The organism is Ornithinimicrobium sp. F0845, from assembly GCF_023015765.1.
Classification (GTDB): domain Bacteria; phylum Actinomycetota; class Actinomycetes; order Actinomycetales; family Dermatophilaceae; genus Ornithinicoccus.
This window is the reverse complement of the sequence record NZ_JALKAL010000011.1, coordinates 1-19230: the sequence shown is the minus strand read 5'-3', so window position 1 is coordinate 19230 and position 19230 is coordinate 1. Positions and strand designations below refer to the sequence as shown.

The following is a 19230-nucleotide window of genomic DNA, read 5'->3' as shown; positions in this document are numbered from 1 at the left end:
ATTGTCGACAATGCTGTCGATGGTCGGCGACGGGCTTCGCACGTGGCGACGGCGCTACGGGTCGTGTTGCGGACGCAGGACCGGCAGAGGCAAGAGAGGTGCTCAGATGGATCGACTCGCGCGTCGTCTCGGACTGAAGACCGACCCGACGATCTTCTTCGTGTCCGCGGGACTGATGATCGTCTTCCTGATCATGTTGCTGGCCATGCCCGGCCCGATCGGCAGGGTCTTCGCCGACGGCCGAGACTGGATCGTGAGCAGCCTCGGGTGGTTCTTCATCCTCGGGGTGACCATCTGGGTGATCTTCCTGATCTGGGTGGCGCTCAGCAAGTACGGCAACCTCAAGCTCGGCAAGGACGACGACGAGCCGGCCTACTCCAACCTGTCCTGGTTCGCCATGCTTTTCGCCGGTGGCATCGGCACGGTGCTCATGTTCTGGGGTGTGGCTGAGCCGATCTCGCACTTCTCGAACCCGCCGTTCGCCGATGTTGATCCGTACAGCATCGAGGCCGCGCGCGATGCGATGAGCATCTCGCTCTACCACCTGAGCATCCACACCTGGGCGATCTTCACTCTGCCGGGCCTGGCGTTCGGCTTCTTCATCTACCGCTACGACCTGCCGATGCGGTTCTCCTCGGTCTTCTACCCCATCCTCAAGGACCGCATCCACGGCCCGATCGGCAAGACGGTCGACATCTTCGCCGTGCTCGGCACGCTGTTCGGACTCGCGGTCTCCCTCGGGCTGGGGACCTCGCAGATCGCTGCCGGCCTGAACCACCTGACCGGCATGTCGAACAACACGTTCCTGCGCGTGGTGATCATCACCATCCTGACGCTGGTCGCGACGGCCTCGATCATGGCCGGTCTGGACAAGGGTGTGAAGCGCCTGTCCAACCTCAACATCCTGGGCGCGGTCGCACTGATGTTCTTTGTCCTGTTTGCCGGTGACACGGTCTTCTTGCTCCGCCAGCTCATCGAGAGCACCGGCATGTACTTCCAGGACGTCATCCAGCTCGCCTTCTGGAACGACGCCATGGCCCAGTTCGGCAAGGAGGAAGGGTGGGGCTGGCAGGGCGGCTGGACCGTCTTCTACTGGGCCTGGACCGTGACGTGGTCGCCGTTCATGGGTGTCTTCCTGGCCCGCATCTCCCGCGGCCGGACCATCAAGCAGTTCGTAGCAGGCGTGCTGGTGGCCCCCTCGGTCTTCACCCTCGTGTGGTTCGTCACCTTCGGATGGTCGGCCATGGAGCTGGACGGCATCGGAGGCGACGGTGGCCCGATCTCGGCGGCGGTCGCCGAGAGCGTCCCGACCGCGATCTATGAGTTCCTCGAGAACTACCCGTTCGCGACGCTGGTCTCGGGAGTCGCCGTCGTCATCGTCGGACTGTTCTTCGCGACATCCTCGGACTCGGCCTCCCTGGTGGTCGACATGCTCTGCGCCGGCGACGCTGAGGCCGGTCCGGTGCGACAACGGGTGTTCTGGGGTCTGTCCGAGGGCTTCCTGGCTGCCGCGCTCATCGTGCTCGGTGGGGAGCAGGGACTGGAGACGCTGCAACAGGTGATCACGGTGATGGGCCTGCCTGTCTTCGTCCTCGTCTTCGCCATGCTTTTCATGCTGCTCCTGGGCTTCAAGATGGAACGCGACAGACTCCGTGGCCGACCGCGCGGCCCCGGTGATCCGGCTGCGCCCGAGGCCGTGATTGAGAGCCCGGACGTCGAGCTGGTCGAGGCGGAGGGAGGCACGCCAGCGGGCGGCGGCGACCACGGGAGGTCTCCGACTCCCACGGGCTAGGCGTGGAGCCGGGTCGGCGCACGAGCGCGTCGGCCCGGTCGGTGTGTCCAGACCGGGGGCAGTGACCGGGGTGGTGACTCCGGCGGCCGGAGTGCCTACACTGGTGGCCGCGGCGCGGCGGGGAGCCGGTGAGAGCTACCCCGGAGGACTGGATGAGTGAGCGTGCCACGCCAGGTGGCCCCCGTGTGCTGCACGTGACGCACCTGACCACGGGCCGCGTGGCGGAGCTGGTGCGGCACTACGCCGAGGAGCAGGTCGCCTCCGGGCTGGAGGTGGCCGTGGCCTCCCCCGCGACGGGTTCGCTGAGTCTTGACGTGCAGTCCGCCGGTGCCCGGAGCCTGCACTGGCACGCCACCCGACGTCCTGAACCGTCCGCTGCGGAGGCGCGTGAGCTCCGCCGGATCGCGACCCGCTGGGAGCCTGACATCGTGCACCTGCACACCGCCAAGGCCGGGGTCGCGGGCCGGGGGGTCGTGCCGCGGAACCGGCCGACCGTGTTCCAGCCCCACGTGTGGTCCTTCGACGGGGTGAGCGGTGCGGACTATCGCCGTGCTGCCCGGCGCGACCGTCTCGCAGCCAAGGCGGCTGACGTGGTGGTCTGCGCCAGCCAGTCCGAGAAGGCCCGCGGCGTGGGGGCCGGCGTCCTGGGCACCCCGATCACGATCATCCCCCACCTCGTGGACCTCCGGCGGTTTTATCCGAAGGAGCGCACGCAGGCCCGGATCGAGCTCGGCCTGCCGCTTGCTGTGCCGATGGCGGTCTGCGTCGGCCCCCTCACCCAGCAGAAGGGGCAGGACCTGTTGCTCGCCTGCTGGCCCCGGGTGCGCGACGCGATCCCCGAGGCTCGCCTCGTCCTCGTCGGCGAGGGACCGGCCGAGCACCGCCTCCGCGCGGTCGCCACGCCCGGGGTCCGCTTCGTCCGGTCGACCGATCAGGTCCAGGACTGGTATGCCGCGGCGGACGTCGTCGTGGTCCCCTCCCGCTGGGAGGCCACTGCGTGGGTGCCGCTGGAGGCGGAGGCCACGGGACGCCCGGTGGTCACGGCGAACGTCGGCGGCGTCGTGGAGTCGCTGTCGCCGGCCTCGACCATCGTGAACCCCGGTGACGTCCGGGGCATGGCTGCCGCCATCGTCAGGAGTATGTCGGCGGGCTGGGGTCCCGAGGACGTCTACCGCGTGCGCACCTTTGCCGAGTCCCGGTCCGGTGGTGCGCCGCGCGTGCTGGACACGTATCGCCGGCTCCTGCGCAAGCTGCGCATGAGCTGAGTCCGATGGGCTGAGTCCCCGGTCGTCAGCCGCTGACGTGCGCACGGACGAACTCGCCGAGGGCGCGCATGGTGTCCAGGACCTGCCTGCGGGTCGCGCGCGTCCCGTCGTCCGCCCAGTTCGCGACGCAGGCGTAGGACAGTGACCGGGAGCCGCTGCTGACCACGCCGACGTCCGCCCGCACCCCGACATCGGTCCCGGTCTTGTTCCACAGCCGCACGCCGAGGTCGGCGCCGGTGTGGGCCAGCGGGTCGAGGTGCAGGGCCGAGGCCACCATCGACAGGTCGGTGTTCAGCGACAACCATGTGCGCACCTGTTGGGCGGTGGCCTCGTCGACGCAGCTGCCGCGGGCCAGGTCAGTGAGGAGCAGGGTCCAGTCGTCCGCGCACCCGTGGCTCAGTGTCGTCGGATCATCACCTGTCCGCTCATCCCGGACGTAGTCGTGCAGGGTGGAACCTCCCGGGACCAGTCGGGCGGCACGGCCCTGCACCGCCTCGATCGTGAGTCGGTCGATCAGGGCGTTGGTCGCCCAGTTGTCGCTGGTCGCCGCCACGAGGACGGCAACGTCCGACAGGGTCAAACTTTCGACGGTGAGGTGCTGCCAGAGCCCGGAGTCCGCGACCGCCCGACCAGCCGGCCGCTCGATGACCTCGCGGAGGTCGATCTCGCCAGCGACCGACCGGGCCGCAAGGTCCACGAGGGCGAGAACCTTGGCCACGCTTGCGGTCGACAGGAGGCGGTCGGGGGCGTGCTCGTGGATGACCTCACCGCTGATGGTGTCCCGCACGGAGATGGACCAGCGCACGGGCCCCTCGTCGGTCACAGCCGGTGGCAGCGGATCGGGCACCCGCTGATCGTAGGCGCCCCTCACCTGTGCCGCCGCTCACCCACTGTCCGGGCTGACGTGCCCTACCCACACCGCCCTCGACCACCATCCCCCGCGCCGGATGCCTCCCCGCCCAGCCACCCGTCTTCGAGCGCCTCCGCGTTCTTCGGGCCGACTGCAACCGGCTTGAGGAACGTCTAGGCGCTCGAAGACGGGTGGGGTGGCGGGGACTGTGGCTCGCGGGGACTGGGGCTGGCGAAGGCTGAGGCCTGGTGGGCGAGCGTCGGCTACGCGCGCGCTCCCGCGTCCGCACCGAGTCCGAGGCGGACCAACAGATGCGACACGTCCGGGTCGGCGCCGCGGAAGCGTCGGTAGGTGTCCATCGCCTCGATCGACCCACCCCGCCCCAGCAGCTGGCGACGGAAGCGCTCACCGGCGGCGCGCGACATACTGCCGTTGTCGCGGAACCAGGCGACGGTGTCCGCGTCCATGACCTCGGACCACAGGTAGGAGTAGTAGCCCGCGGAGTAGCCGCCGGCGAAGATGTGCGCGAAGTAGGCCGAGCGATAGCGCGGCGGAACGAGCGGGAAGGCCACCCCGGCGCGCTCCAGCGCCGCCGTCTCGAAGGCCTCGACGCCCGCGCCGTCTTCCGGCAGCTCCTCCAGCGGCGTCTGGTGCCAGGCCTGGTCCAGGAGCATCGCCTTGAGCAGCTCCAGCGTGTGGTAACCGGTCTCCTGCCGCGAGGCGACCAGGGCCTCCACCCACTCCGCCGGCAGCGGCTCGCCGGTCTCGTGGTGACGTGCGTACTGCGCGAGGAGGGACGGCTCCCAGGCCCAGATCTCGTTGACCTGGCTGGGGAACTCGACGAAGTCGCGCGGGACGGCCGTGCCAGAGCGCGAGGGATAGCGCACGTCGGAGAGCAGCCCGTGCACGTCGTGGCCGAACTCGTGGAACAGGGTGATCACGTTGGACCAGGTCATCAGGCTCGGCGAGCCGGGGGCCGGGGGCGGCACGTTGCACGTGTTGGTGACCACCGGCAGGTCCCCGGTCAGCTGCGACTGTCGGACGAGTGAGGTCATCCACGCCCCGCCCTTCTTGGTGGGTCGGGTGTAGGGGTCGATCAGCACCGCGCCCAGGATCGACCCGTCCTCCTCGCGCACCTCGAAGACCCGGGTCTGGTCGGTGTAGCCCACCAGCTCCGGCCGCTCGTGGAAGGTGATGCCGTAGAGCGCGGTGGCCGCCGCGAACACCCCGTCCCGCAGCACCCGCTCGAACTCCAGGTAGGGCTTGAGCCGGTCGGTGTCGAAGCTGCTCTCGGCAGCCTCCCGCGCGGCCAGGAACTGCCAGTCCCACGGCTGGAGGCTCGCGCCGGGCTCGACGGCCTCCAGCCGCTCGGCCAGCACCTCCGCCTCCCGCTCGGCGATCTCGACGACACCGGGAGCGAGCCGGCCGAGCAGGTCGTTGACGGCGCCGGTGGTCCTGGCACAGGTGATCTCGTGGGAGTATGCCGCGTGGTGGGGGTAGCCGAGCAGCCTCGCCCGCTCCCCGCGCAGGCGGGCGATCCGCACCAGCAGGTCACGGGTGTCGTGGTCGCCCGACAGGCCTCGGTCGACCGAGGCCCGGTAGATCTGCTCGCGCAGCCCGCGGTCCTCCAGCACGTCCAGCAGGGGCTGGCCGGAGGTGTTGACGATCGGCACCAGCCAGCCGTCCAGCTCCCGGTCCTGCGCGGCGGTGCGGAGGGTGGCCTTCTCGTCCGTGGAGAGTCCCGCGAGCTGCCGCTCGTCCGTGACGTGTACGGCGGCGGCGTTGCGGCCGGCGGTGAGCACCTGCTCGAACTCCACCGACAGGGTGGCCAGCGCACTGTTTAGGTCGCGCAGCCGCTGCTGGTCGGTCTCGCCGAGCCCGATCCCGCCGCGCTCGTAGTCCGTGAGTCGCTTCTGCAGCCAGTAGGAGTCCTGCTCGTCGAGCTCGACGGCGCCGCTCTCGGCGCGCGCGGCGAGGGCCCGGAGCCGGTCGTAGAGACCGCGGTGGAGCAGGATCGCGTCACTGTGCGCGGCGAGCTGCGGTGACAGGGCCGTCCACACGGCGTCCCGCTCCGGGGTGGCGTGCGCCGCGCGGGCCACCCAGAAGGCGGCCGTCGCCCGGTCCAGCGTGGCGCCACTGCGCTCCCAGGCGTGCACCACGTTCTCGACCGTCGCCTGCGCGGGGTCCGCCGCGATCTGCTCGAGCTCCTGGAGTTGCTCACGCATCCCCGTCTCCACGGCCTCACGAACCTGGTCGGCGGTGATGGTGGCGTAGTCGGGCAGGGCGAAGGGCAGGCTCGAGGGAGACAGGAGCGGGTTCGTCATACTGCCCATTGGAACACCCGGCCCCGCCGCAGCAGGCCATCGGCAGATCACAATATGGTCAGGACGCAGCCGTTCGGGGCTCCGGCTGCGAGGGGCGGATGCCGATGGCACCATGGGGTATGCCCGATGTCGTGCTCACCCCGGAGGAACTGGCCGCCCGCACCACGGTCGCCACCGAGGCCGCCTTCAACGCCGCCACCGATCTCGGTCTGCTGGTCGAGGAGACGCGGATCCTGCACAACGTCTTCTCGCTGGTCATCCACCTGAGCCCCTCGCCGGTGGTCGCGCGGATCCCGGTCGTCCTGGCGCCCGGGACGACCCCGGAGCAGCTCACCCGCAAGCAGCAGCGCGAGCTGGACGTCGCCGACTGGCTGCGCCACCAGAACGTCCCGGCCGTGCGACCGTCCCCGCTGGTGCCGCTCGAGCCGGTCCGGGAGGACGACTTCTCCATCACCTTCTGGGAGCTGGCCGACGTCGCGGACGACCACGAGCCGTATGCCGCGGCGGACCACGCGCTGTCCGCCGCCCTGCACGCGGCCCTGATGGCCTACCCCGGGCTGCTGCCTTTCCTGTCACCCTTCAACGACGGGTTGCCGGCGCTGCTGGAGTCCCTGGAGGGCTCTCCGCACCTCACTGACGAGGACCTTGACCGGGCGTTCTCGGAGTGGCACGCGCTGCGGCCGGTGCTCGGCAGTGCGGCCGCGTTCCGTGACCGGTTCCCGTCGGTGGACCTCCAGCCGATCCAGGGGGACGCGCCCTCCCACAACGTGATCCGGTGCCGGGACGGTCTGCTCTTCGGTGACTTCGAGGACGTGTGCCTCGGGCCGGTCGAGTGGGACCTGGCGGGGCAGGGGCCGGAGGCGGTGGAGGCCTACAACGCCGCGGCGGGTCCGCTCGGGATGCGCACGGTGGACCCGGACCTGCAGCGTGTCATGGACACCGCGCGCAACCTGCAGCTCATCGGTGCGTTCGCGCTCGTGCCGCAGCTCCCGCTGCTCGCGGACGGACTCCAGCACCCGCTGCAGGCCTGGCGCGACTCGCCGGCGCTGGTGCTCTAGAGCCTGGCGGGACGGTCTATTCCCCGGGTGGCAGCGACCTCGGACCGACCCTTAACATTCCTTTACGAAGTCTTTACTACGCGCCCCGCGCCCAGCCATTGTGAGGCGACGAAGGGCCACCTAGGCTGCAAGCACTCTTGATCGGCGGGGGTTGGTGCTGCCGGTCGGGGCACCCCCAGTGCCATGCGCACTTTCACCGGTGCGACCGCAGCGTCGCACTAGGTGATCGTCGCTGGGCACGTGCTCGATGGGGTCCGAGCACGGGGGTCAGGGAGATGACACCAGCATTCACGAGGAGAGATCCATGAAGTTACGCACTGGGCCGACCGCGTTCGCGGCGGCCCTGGCGCTCGTTGTGTCGGGGGCGCCAGTCGTCACGGCGCAACCGTCCGCGCCAGACTCTGATCACGCCCCATCGCTGACCGCCGAGGCGGAGACCTCGGCATCGGCCGACAGCGCGCAGTCCGCCCGCGAGGCACTCGAGGGGGTCGACAGCGAGACCGGCTTGTGGATCGTCCAGCTGGAGGAGCCCTCGGTCAGCCAGTTCGCGGCCAGCAGCTCGGGCAGCACCGCGGCATACGCCGAGAAGGTCGCCGACGGGCACGCGGCACTGGAGGGCGAGATCAACGCGACCCTCGGCCGCAGCGTCGAGGTGGCCTTCACCTACGAGAACGTCCTCAACGCCATCGCGGTCGAGGCCGACGCGGACGAGGCCGCCCAGCTGTGGGACATCGACGGCGTCACTGCGGTCTTCCCGGACACCGTCCACGAGATGGAGACCGACGTCAGCCACGAGGTCATCAAGAGTGCGGCCGCCTGGGACGGCGCCAACGCACCGGAGATCGCCACGAAGGGCGAGGGCCTCATCGTCGCGATGATCGACAGCGGCGTGAACCCCGACCACCCCTCCTTCGCCGCAACCGGAGGTGACGGCTACACCCACACCAACCCCAACGGCGCGGGCGTCTTCCTGGGCGCGTGCAACACTGAGACGGGCTTCGAGTGCAACGACAAGCTCATCGGTGCCTACACCTTCAACGGCCCGACCGCCCGTGACACCGACGGCCACGGCAGCCACACCGGCAGCACCATGGCCGGCAACGCCCACACGGCTGAGTTCACCCTGGGCACCGCGGACTTTGAGCGCGAGGTCTCCGGTGTCGCCCCGCACGCCAACGTGATCTCCTACAAGGTCTGCAACCCAGGCTGCCCGGGCAGCGCGACGATCGCGGCTGTCGACCAGGCCATCACGGACAACGTCGACGTCATCAACTACTCCATCTCGGGCACGGACAACCCGTGGCTCGACGCGGTCGACCTGGCCTTCCTGGAGGCCCACGACGCCGGCATCAGCGTCTCCGCCTCGGGCGGCAACGACGGTCCCGGCGCGAGCACGGTCGCCAAGACCGGCCCGTGGAACCTCTCGGTCGCTGCGACGACCCACAAGCGCGTGTTCGGCAACCCGGTCTCGGTGACCAACGACGGTGCCCCCGCCGAGCTGGTGGGCGTTCCCGGCTTCCCGGGCGACGGCCCCGCCATCACCGAGGTCTACACCGGCGAGGTGGCTGACGCCGAGACGGTGAGCCCCGGCAACGGCAACGGCTGCGTCGCGTTCCCGGCCGACTCCATGGACGGTGACATCGCGCTGATCCAGCGCGGTGACTGCACCTTCCAGGTCAAGGTCGAGAACGCCCAGGCTGCTGGTGCGATCGCGGCCGTGCTCTACAACAACGTGAGTGGTCCGCCCACGGCGCCCGGCGGTCTGACGACCACCACCATCCCGGCGGTGATGATCACCCTCGAGTCCGGTCAGGCGCTGCGTGACTACGTCACCGCCAACGACCCCACCGAGGTGTCCATCGGCACCGACGTGGTGCTCGTCGAGGACGACACCTGGACCGACCTGGTGGCCGGTTTCAGCTCCCGCGGTCCCAGCCAGTTCGACATGCTCGCCCCGACGGTGGCCGCCCCGGGTGTCAACATCCTTGCCGCCTACGCGGAGTCCGGCGGTGACCCGCTGCAGTATGGCGTGATCAGCGGCACCTCGATGGCCGCACCGCACGCTGCCGGCATGGCTGCGCTGATGCGTGAGATCTACCCGGACCTGACCCCGACCGAGATTCGGTCGGTGATGGCCACCACCGCCGACTACGAGGGCCTGCTCAAGGAGGACGGCTCTACGCCGGCCGACGCCTTCGACATCGGCTCCGGTCGCATCAACATCGACCAGGCCGGTCGCGCGGGCGTCTCGCTCGATGAGACCAGCGAGAACTTCGTGGCGGCCAACCCGGCGATCGGCGGCGATCCGTCGACGCTGAACCTGCCGGCCTTCGTCGAGACCGCCTGCGAGGGCGAGTGCTCGTGGACCCGGACGGTCACCTCGATCGCCCAGGGCCCGGCCAGCTACACCGCCGTGGTGGAGGCCCCCGCGGGTGTCACGGTCACCGTGACCCCCGAGACCTTCAGCCTGGAGCCGGGTGCTGAGCAGGAGATCGTCGTCACGGCCAACGTTTCCGGTGGCACCGTCGGTGCGTGGTCGCACGGTCGAGTGACGCTGGAGACCTCCGACCAGCACGCGGACGGCGTCGACATCGCCGACCCGCACTTCCCGGTCGCCGTGCGCACGGCCAGCACCGAGGTGCCGACCGACCCGCCGGTCATCGACGTGGACCCGGCCGACCTTGAGTCGACCCAGCCCACCGACACGGTGACCACGCAGACCCTCACCATCGGTAACACCGGCGGCGAGGACCTGACGTGGGAGTTTGTCGCCGAGACCGGAGATGGCTCAGTGGTTCTCGCCGAGCAGGCCGTCAACGGCACGAGCGGCATTGTCAGCGACGACTTCCCCAACAACGGTGGTGGCGTCTTCTCCGCTGACGACTTCACCCTTGCGTCGGACGAGTCACTCACCTCGCTCTACACCCCGGGCTTCTGGAACACCGGTGACCTGGACACCCGGTCGCCCGCCATCGACTGGGAGATCTTCGCCGACGACGGTGGTGTCCCGGGAGACGTGGTCTGGTCACACACCGCAGCGCCGGGTGACGCCGAGGTGAGCATCGTGGACGACGAGATCACCCTCGACGTCGTGGCGGCCAACGATGGCGCGCTCGACCTGGACGCCGGCACCTACTGGCTGTCCGTGTGGCCGACAATCGAGGACAATGTCGACCTGAACGACCGGTGGAACTGGTACCAGGGCACGCCCTCCGGCGAGTTGGGCATGCTCATCGACCCGAACAACCTGTTCGGGCTGGGAGTCACGGACTGGACCTCGATCCAGTCCCTCGTCGGAGACTTCAGCGACCTCGCCTACACCATCGAGGGTGAGGGCACAGCCGAGGCGTGCGGCGCCGACTGGTTGAGCGTCGACCCGACCTCGGGCACGACGGCACCCGACGGCTCCACCGAGGTCACCGCGTCGTTCGACTCGGCCGGCCTGGCCAACGGCGACTACACCACCCAGCTGTGCGTCGAGAGCAACGACCCGGAGAACCCGGTCGTCACGGTCCCGGTCACCCTGACCGTGGCCGACGCCCCGGCCATCACCGTGGACCCGACCTCGATCGAGGGCAGCCAGGAGCCGGACACGACGACCGAGCACACCCTGACGGTCGGCAACGTCGGATCGGCTGACCTGGAGTTCGAGATCGCCGAGGTCGAGGCTGCGGGCACCGCCGAGGCTGCGGGCACGGTCGAGCGTGTCGACCTGCCGCAGGGCACGAGCCGCGCCAACGCCTCGACCGAGGCCGAGAGCGGCCCCGCCGCCCCGGCAGTGGTCGAGCCCGCGGCGGTGCCTCACGTGGCCTCGCTCTCCGAGGGCTTCGAGGATGTTGCGGGTCTGCCTGCCGCAGGCTGGGCCATCACCAACACCAGTGAGCCGGTGGGTGGGACCAGCTGGTTCCAGGGCAACGCCGCCGAGGTGTTCCCCTCGCACGACGGTCCTGAGGACTCCTACGCGGGCGCCAACTACAACGGCACCGGCGAGGTGGGCGACATCAGCACCTGGCTGGTGACGCCTGAGTTGGACCTGGTCAACGGTTCTCAGCTGTCCTTCTACTCGCGCAGCACCGGTGACGGCTACGCCGATCGCGTGGAGGTCCGGCTGTCCACCAGCGGTGACTCCACCGACGTGGGCACCGGCTACGACACCGTGGGTGACTTCGACACGGTGCTGCTCACGATCAACGAGGAGCTCGCCCCCTACGGCTACCCGGCTGAGTGGACGGAATACACCGCGACGATCGAGGGCCTGGACGCCCCGACCACCGGTCGGGTCGCGTTCCGGCACCACGTGCCCGACGGCGGTCTCTTCGGCACGGCCAGCGACTACATCGGTGTGGACACCGTCTCCTACGAGGCGGCCGAGGTGCTGCCCGCGTGTGAGGCTGTGGATGTGCCGTGGCTGACGGTCGACCCGACCAGTGGCACCGTCGCCGCCGGCGGCAGCCAGGCGGTCACGGTGGGTCTGGACTCCACGGGCCTGGCCGAGGGTGACTACACCGCCAACCTGTGCGTGGAGTCCAACGACCCGGCAAACCCGGTGGTGGACGTGCCGGTGACGTTGACCGTGGCCGATGCCCCGGTGGAGCCGGCGACGGTGCAGCGGGTCTTTGGTGCGGACCGGTATGCCACTGCGGGTGAGATCGCGGCGGAGTTCCCCGAGGGTGTGGACACGGTGTACATCGCTAACGGCACCGAGTCCGCGGACGGGGCCGACGCCCTGGCCGCGGGCGCGGCCGGTGCGGTCGGGGCGCTGGGGTTCATCCCCGACACCACGCCCGAGGGTGACCCGGCACCGATCCTGCTGGTCAAGGCCGACCGCATCCCGAACGCCACCTGGGATGCGTTGGCGGCGCTGGCCCCGGCCGAGGTCGTCATCGTCGGTGGCACCGGCTCGGTGGATGCCGGGGTGGAGGCCGACCTGGCCGCCACCGGCGCCGACGTGCGCCGCATCGCCGGGGCCAACCGGTATGAGACGGCCGCGCTGATCGCGGCCGAGTACGGGTCGGTCGACACGGTGTTCGTGGCCACCGGTCAGGGCGACATGGGCACCGGCCTGGCGCTGGCCGATGCGTTGACGGCGGCCTCGGCCGCCGGTGGCCAGGGTGTGCCGGTGGTCCTGACCCGTCAGGGCAGCCTGCCGGAGGCCACGGCCGCGGTGATCACCGACCTGGGCGCGAGCAACATCGTGGTCGTCGGCGGCACCGGCGCGGTCAGCGACGACGTGCTGTCCGAGCTGAACGNGGCCGACCGGTACCAGACCGCGGCCGCGTTGACGGCCGGGTACGGCACCGACGGCGACGTGCTCTACATCGCCTCCGGCGTCAACTTCCCCGACGCGTTGGCCGGGTCCTCCCTGACCGGTTCGCAGCAGGCACCGCTGCTGCTGACCAAGCAGGGCCATCTGCCGGCCGCGACCGCCGAAGAGATCCTGCGACTCTCCCCGCAGGGCATCACCATCTTCGGTGGCGAGGTCGCCGTCAACGCCGAGGTCGAAGCCGCCCTCCAGGCACTGCTGGACCAGACCTCCACCGACTAACCACCGGTCAGGACCAGTCCCGCAACCCATCCCCCACAACACAACGGCCCCCACCGGCACCCAGCCGGCGGGGGCCGTTGCTGTTGCCCCAACTCGAGCGCCCCCGAAGCAGTAGTCCTCCCCTGGTCCGAAGGGTCGTTGCCCTGCCGTACACTGGTGGACAGCACCCCGATCCGTCTTGCCGCGGGGTTGCCTGCAGTGCACGCAAACCTGCGAGTTGGCGATTTCAGTGCCGCGCTCCCCACCCTGCAACGATGCAGCCCGGCGCGCGATGGGCGAGACACCACCGTAGAAGACTCGGAGTCTCCCTGTGTCACAGGACTTTGCGCGCCTCGGCGTGCCCGCCCCGCTGTGCGATCACCTCGCCGGCCTCGGCATCACCACCCCCACCCCGATCCAGGCCGCGACGCTGCCCGACAGCCTCGCGGGCCGCGACGTGCTCGGCCGTGGCCGCACGGGATCGGGCAAGAGCTATGCCTTCCTGCTGCCCATGGTCGCCCGCCTGATGAGCTCGGGCCGCCGACGCACCCCCAAGCGGCCCCGCGCGCTGATCCTGGCCCCGACCCGTGAGCTGGTCGGTCAGCTCGAGACCGCGTTGGCGCCGCTGGCCCAGATCGCGGGCCTGCGCACCATGACCATCTTCGGCGGGGTCGGGCAGAACCCGCAGGTCCGGGCGCTGTCCGCCGGCGTCGACGTCGTCGTCGCCTGCCCGGGCCGGCTCGAGGACCTGATGGGCCAGGGACACATCTCCCTGGACAACATCGAGATCACCATCCTCGACGAGGCCGACCACATGGCCGACCTGGGCTTCCTGCCCGGGGTCAAGCGCATCATGGACAAGACCCCTCGGGACGGTCAGCGGATGCTGTTCTCCGCGACCCTGGACGCGGGCGTCAATGTCATCGTCAAGCGCTTCCTGTCCAACCCGGTCACCCATGAGGCCGACTCGGAGCAGTCCCCTGTCGAGGCGATGAGCCACCACGTGCTGCACGTTGCCCACGACGCACACCTGTCCGTGCTGCTGGACCTCACCGCCGCCCCGGGCCGCACGGTCGTCTTCACGCGCACCAAGCACCGCGCCAAGAAGCTGGCCCGCCAGCTCAACTCCTCCGGTGTCCCGGCCGTCGAGCTGCACGGCAACCTCAGCCAGAACGCTCGCACCCGCACCATGGACGCCTTCCACAGCGGGGCGGCGCAGACCCTGGTGGCGACGGACATCGCCGCCCGCGGCATCCACGTCGACGACGTCGGCCTCGTGATCCATGCCGACCCGCCGGTCGAGCACAAGGCCTACCTGCACCGCTCCGGCCGCACGGCGCGCGCCGGCAACTCCGGCACTGTCATCACCCTGATGACCGACGACCAGGTCCGCGACGTGCGCGACCTGACCCGCAAGGCCGGCATCAAGCCGACCACCACCCGCGTGGACACCTCCCACCCGCTGCTCCTCGAGCTGGCACCGGGCGAGCGTCAGTATGCCGGGCCGTTCGTCCCGCAGGCCCCCGCCGGTGGGCAGCAGAACGGGAGTGGCCAGGGCGGTCGTGCCCAGGGTGGTCGCGCTCAGGGTGGTCGTGGCCAGGGCGGTCGCGGTCAGGGTGGCGGCCAGGGTGGTCGAGGACGCCAGCAGGGCGGCGGTGGTCGCTCCGGTGGTTCACGCGCGGGCGCCCAGCGCTCCGGCTCGGGTCGTTCGGACGGCCAGCGCTCCGGCTCGGGTCGTTCGGGCAGCCAGCGCTCTGGGTCGGGTCGTTCCGGGGGCCAGCGCTCCGGTTCCACCGTGCGCTACTCGAGCAGCTCCGGCGGCGCCGCGGCCTTCTCGGCCGGCTCCCGCGCCGGTCGCGGTCGCTGACCGCCTCCCGAGGAAAATCCCGCCCCAGCCCTATGCAGGGCCGCTGCCCTACGACATACTGCAGGGCCAGAGGCCCATTGTTCACGTGTCGGTCAAGCCATAGTCATCGGTTCCTACTACGGTCACGGTTGGCACACCGCCGCCTTGTGCGGTGCGATGTGCCTCCCCGTGAGCGCCGCCCGGCGTCCCGTACGAAGGAGCGATTGTTAATGATTCATTCCCATCCTCGGTGGCGTCGCGGCTCGGTAGCCGCGGTCGCCGCCGCGTCGTTGGTTGCCAGTGGCGCTGCCCTGGCCACCACTGCTGCCCAGGCTGATCCGGAGGACGCCACGTCCTCGACGTCCCCCAGTGCTGTCACGGTCGAACGCATCAGCGGCGTCGACCGGTTCGGCACGGCTGCGGCGGTCGCGGCCGAGTACCCCAGTGCCGACGTCGTCTACATCGCCTCCGGCACCAACTACGCGGACGCGCTGACGGCACGTGACCACAGCGACGCCGTCGCCGGTCCCGCTCCGCTCGGGGACAACCTGTGGTCCGAGGGCCAGGATGGGGGCAACGCGGCTCCGGTGCTGCTGGTGCGCCGGGATCACATCCCGAACGACACCCGGGCGGCGCTGGCGGGGATCTCTCCGGACCGGATCGTGGTCGTCGGTGGGTCCGAGGCCGTGAGCAGCGAGGTGTTCCACCAGCTGGAAGCCTACTCCGACGATGTGGAGCGACTCAGCGGCACCGACCGTTACGGCACCGCGGCGGCCATCGCCGAGCGCTGGCCGACCGGCACCCCGGTCGTGTTCCTGACCTCGGGCGAGAACTTCCCGGATGCGCTGACCGGTGGAGCGGTCGCGTCCCGGGCCAACGCGCCGATCCTGCTGACCCGCGCGGGCAAGCTGCCCAACGTCACGGCCGCTGCGCTGGCCGAGATCGCGCCGTCCTCGGTCGTGGTGATCGGTGGCACCGGCGCGGTGAGCTCAGCCGTCGAGGCAGACGTCGCCGCGATCGTGCCGGACACCCGGCGCGTCGGGGGTGTCGACCGTTACGACACCGCTGCGCAGCTGGCCGACCGCTACGAGGCTGACGGGGAGCGGGCCTTCGTCGCGACCGGCCGGTCCTACCCGGATGCGCTGACGGGCTCCAGCCTGGCTGGCTACGAGGGTGCTCCCCTCCTGCTCAGCAAGACCGCCACCGTCCCGAACTTCACGATGGACGGGCTCGACTCGCTCTCGCCGCAGGGTCTGGCCGTCTTCGGCGGCACCGCTGCGGTGAACAACTCCGTGGTCGGCGCGCTGAATGCCCAGCTTCCGGCGTGGGTCAACAGCATGCACCTGCAGCTGCTGTCCTTCAACGACTACCACGGCCACCTCGAGGCCGACGCCGGTCAGACCCTGACCGAGGAGCAGGACCCCGAGCAGCACGAGGTCGGCGGAGTCGAGTACCTCTCGACCAAGCTGAGCGAGCTGCGCGTCGGGTCGCAGGACGGCCAGTCGCTGACCGTGGCCGCAGGTGACCTCATCGGTGGCTCGACCTTCATCTCCGGCATGTTCCACGACGAGCCGGCGGTGGAGAGCCTGAACATCCTCGGCCTGGACATCTCCTCGGTCGGCAACCACGAGTTCGACGAGGGCACCGAGGAGCTCCTGCGCATGCAGAACGGCGGTTGCCACCCGGTGGACGGCTGCTACTTCCCGGAGGACCCGTTCGCCGGTGCTGACTACCAGTACCTCGCCGCCAACGTCGTCAAGAAGGACGGCAGCGGCACCCTGCTCCCGGGCACCGAGGTCCGTGAGATCGACGGCATCCCGGTCGGCTTCATCGGCATGACCCTGGAGGAGACCCCGACGCTGGTCAGCCCTGGTGGCGTGGCCACGGTGGACTTCCTCGACGAGGTCGAGACGGCCAACGCGGCCGCCGCCGCCCTGCAGGCGCAGGGCGTGGAGTCGATCGTCGTGCTGCTGCACGAGGGTGGCTACTCCACGACGACCTACAACGGTTGTGAGGGCATCTCCGGCCCGATCGTGGACATCCACAACGGCCTGGACCCGGCGATCGACGCCGTCGTCACCGGTCACACCCACCAGCCGTACGTCTGCCACCTCGAGGACCCGGCCGGTGACCCGCGCCTGGTCACCTCCGCCGCGCAGTGGGGTGGCGTGGTCACCGCGACCGACCTGCCGATCGACCGCACCACTGGTGACGTGATCCGCGAGAAGGTCACCTCCAACAACAAGCTGGTGCTGCGCGGTGTCGCCGACGCCGCCCAGACCGCGCTGCTGGAGAAGTGGGGCGCCCTGTCCGACGCGATCGCGGGCCAGATCGTCGGCACCCACGTCGAGGACATCACCGGTGACTCCAGTGGTGACCGCGGCATCGAGACCCCGATGGCCAACCTGGTCGCCGACGCGATCCTGTGGGGCACCGCGGGCGATGCGCTCGGCGGGGCCGAGATCTCGTTCATGAACGTCGGTGGCGTCCGCGCCAGCCTCTACATGGCGCCGACCGGTGACGAGGGCGTCGGTGAGATCACCTACGCCGAGTCCTACGCCATCGCACCGTTCGGCAACCTGCTGGTCAGCATCGACATGACCGGAGCGGACATCAAGGCGGTGCTGGAGCAGCAGTTCGACCCGAACCGTGGTCGCCAGTACCTTGCGCTCGGTGTCTCCGACGGTTTCACCTACACCTGGGACGACACCCAGCCCCAGGGCTCGAAGGTCAGCGACATGGAGCTCAACGGCGTGCCGCTGGAGATGGGCACGACCTACCGCGTCTCGACGCTGAGCTTCCTGCAGGAGGGCGGCGACGGCTTCACGGCCTTCACCAACGGCACCAACCTGGTCGGCGGTCCGGAGGACCTGGCCAACCTGGTCGCCTACTTCGGTGCTCACCCGGGTCTGACCGCTCCGGAGGACCGAGTCGCAGGGCTGTGATCGAGTGACCGGGTCTCACCTGGGCATGGTTCAGAGGTTGGGCGACGACGCAAGGAGTCGCACAGGCCGACCGTGAGTGCCCAGGTGAGGTCACGCTGAAGCACACGTTGGGGCCGCACCATCTCGGTGCGGCCCCAGCGTGCGTCTGGACCTCCCGTCCTGCGGCGGCCGCGATGTGCGTCTGGGTCCCCCGTCCCGCGGCGCGGCCCCGCCGTGCGTCTGAGTCGCCCGTCCCGCGGCGCGGTGGGCCGTCGACGGGCTTGGGTCATCCACAGGTATGTCGTGGGGGTTGCCGGGCTGTGTCGGTGGCCGCTGGCAGGGTCTTGGCCACAGAGGATGGCGTGTCACCGAGCAATAATCGTACATCAGTGCTAATATCGGGTGAAAGGTCAGAACCGGGCGACGCGAGAGGATCGCGACGCAGCCGGGCACGACAACACAGGACACGACAACGCAGGGCACGACGAGGCAGGGCACGACGAGGCAGGGGAGGTGAGTTGGGTGGCTCGGCACGCGGAGGGGTTCGAGGCCGCTGGTGGGGGCGTGTCGGTGCTGGAGGCCCGCCTGGAAGCGGCGCTGGCCGACCCGCCCGCCCGGGAGGTGAGGCTGGAGGAGATCCCCCCGGTGCCGGACTGCCCCGTGGTGGTGGAGTTCGTCTCCCTGGCCGAGGACGCGGTGACGCTCGCGCTGGCCGGGTTGGGGGTCGCCCCGGCCGAGTGCGCGGTGCTGACCGACCTGGCCCAGGCCTGCGCGGCGGTGTCCCGCCGCGGGGCCACCGCACCCGGGCAGGAGTTCTTCACCCTCACCGGCACCACCACCCAGACCGACGCCGGCCCGACCGACCCTGGCCCGACCGACCCTGGCCCGACCGACCCTGGCCCGGCCGACGCCGATACGGCCGGCACCACCAACCAGACCGCCGCTGACCCGGCCGGCGGCACCGGCTCTGCGTCGGTGGGCCCGGCGTCGGCTGGGGTGTCGGTGGGTGAGGAGGCGCCGGCGGTGAAGGGTCGGGCCGCAGCCTTGGTGGATGCGTTGGGGGTGTTGTCGCGGGCGGCGGGCCGGTTGGACAAGGTGATGGTCTGCGGGGCGCGGGAGCTGACCGCGGCCCAGGGCAAGTTGTTGTTGGCCGACAAGGGCGTGGCAAGCCTGGATGAGCTGACCCCGGCCCAGACCGAGGCGTGGCGGAACAAGGCCAAGCGGCGGACCCGCACGGACCTGGAGCTGGAGATGGGCTGGGGTGCCGGGGAGATCCGAGACCTGGTCGCCCTGGCTGCGATGCCCGCCTCGACCACCGGCCCGGTGGGTTCGGCCATGGCGTCGGGGGAGGTCTCGTGGCGGCTGGTGCGGGGGTTTGTCGGTGCGGCCGGGCACCTGCCCACGCACCTGGGTGCCGGGGTCGCGGGCGCCCTGTTCGGCACCGATGAGTCGGTCGCCGCGACCGAGCGGCTGAGCGCCGACCGGGAGTTCACCGGTCGCCCGTGGGCGCACCGGGAGTTCTACCGCGCCCTGGACCGGGAGGTCGCCAAGGCCGAGGCCCACCTGGATGAGGACGAGCGGCGCGCCAAGTCCCGGGCCAAGTCGCTGCAGGGCACCGACACCTGGGGCCGGATGGATGAGGACGGC

The 19230-nt window shown here is 70.3% G+C and carries 8 protein-coding genes and 1 pseudogene; 7 read left to right on the top strand and 2 right to left on the bottom strand.

The genetic code is table 11. The annotated features are described in order from the left end of the window. Positions 1–106 precede the first annotated feature (106 nt). Complete coding sequence (locus MWU75_RS14795; protein ID WP_247092190.1) at positions 107–1792, top strand: BCCT family transporter; 1686 nt, start codon at positions 107–109, stop codon at positions 1790–1792. A 152-nt stretch (positions 1793–1944) separates the two neighbouring features. Further along, a complete protein-coding gene (locus MWU75_RS14790; protein ID WP_247092188.1) occupies positions 1945–3057 on the top strand; it encodes a glycosyltransferase family 4 protein in 1113 nt (370 codons plus the stop codon). Positions 3058–3082: 25 nt separating this feature from the next. On the opposite strand, the gene MWU75_RS14785 is transcribed toward MWU75_RS14790, so the two are convergent. Continuing rightward, positions 3083–3904, bottom strand: coding sequence for a serine hydrolase (locus MWU75_RS14785; RefSeq protein ID WP_247092186.1), 822 nt, complete (start codon positions 3902–3904; stop codon positions 3083–3085). Between the two features lie 266 nt (positions 3905–4170). Then, positions 4171–6231 (bottom strand): M3 family metallopeptidase, encoded by a 2061-nt coding sequence (locus MWU75_RS14780; protein WP_247092184.1) that lies wholly within the window; start codon positions 6229–6231, stop codon positions 4171–4173. Positions 6232–6329: 98 nt separating this feature from the next. Between MWU75_RS14780 and MWU75_RS14775 the strand changes: the two genes are divergently transcribed. The 5 genes and pseudogenes from MWU75_RS14775 to MWU75_RS14755 form a co-directional block, all read left to right on the top strand. After that, on the top strand, positions 6330–7289 hold the full coding sequence (locus MWU75_RS14775; RefSeq protein ID WP_247092182.1) for a phosphotransferase: 960 nt from the start codon (positions 6330–6332) through the stop codon (positions 7287–7289). A gap of 304 nt (positions 7290–7593) precedes the next feature. Next, positions 7594–12834: a choice-of-anchor J domain-containing protein gene (locus MWU75_RS14770; RefSeq protein WP_247092180.1), complete on the top strand. Its 5241-nt coding sequence runs from the start codon at positions 7594–7596 to the stop codon at positions 12832–12834. 310 nt (positions 12835–13144) lie between these two features. Beyond that, positions 13145–14680: a DEAD/DEAH box helicase gene (locus MWU75_RS14765; RefSeq protein WP_247092178.1), complete on the top strand. Its 1536-nt coding sequence runs from the start codon at positions 13145–13147 to the stop codon at positions 14678–14680. A 209-nt stretch (positions 14681–14889) separates the two neighbouring features. Beyond that, positions 14890–17604: a cell wall-binding repeat-containing protein gene (locus tag MWU75_RS14760; RefSeq protein WP_247092176.1), complete on the top strand. Its 2715-nt coding sequence runs from the start codon at positions 14890–14892 to the stop codon at positions 17602–17604. Between the two features lie 501 nt (positions 17605–18105). Beyond that, positions 18106–19230, top strand: a pseudogene (locus tag MWU75_RS14755) (hypothetical protein); the annotation flags it as partial.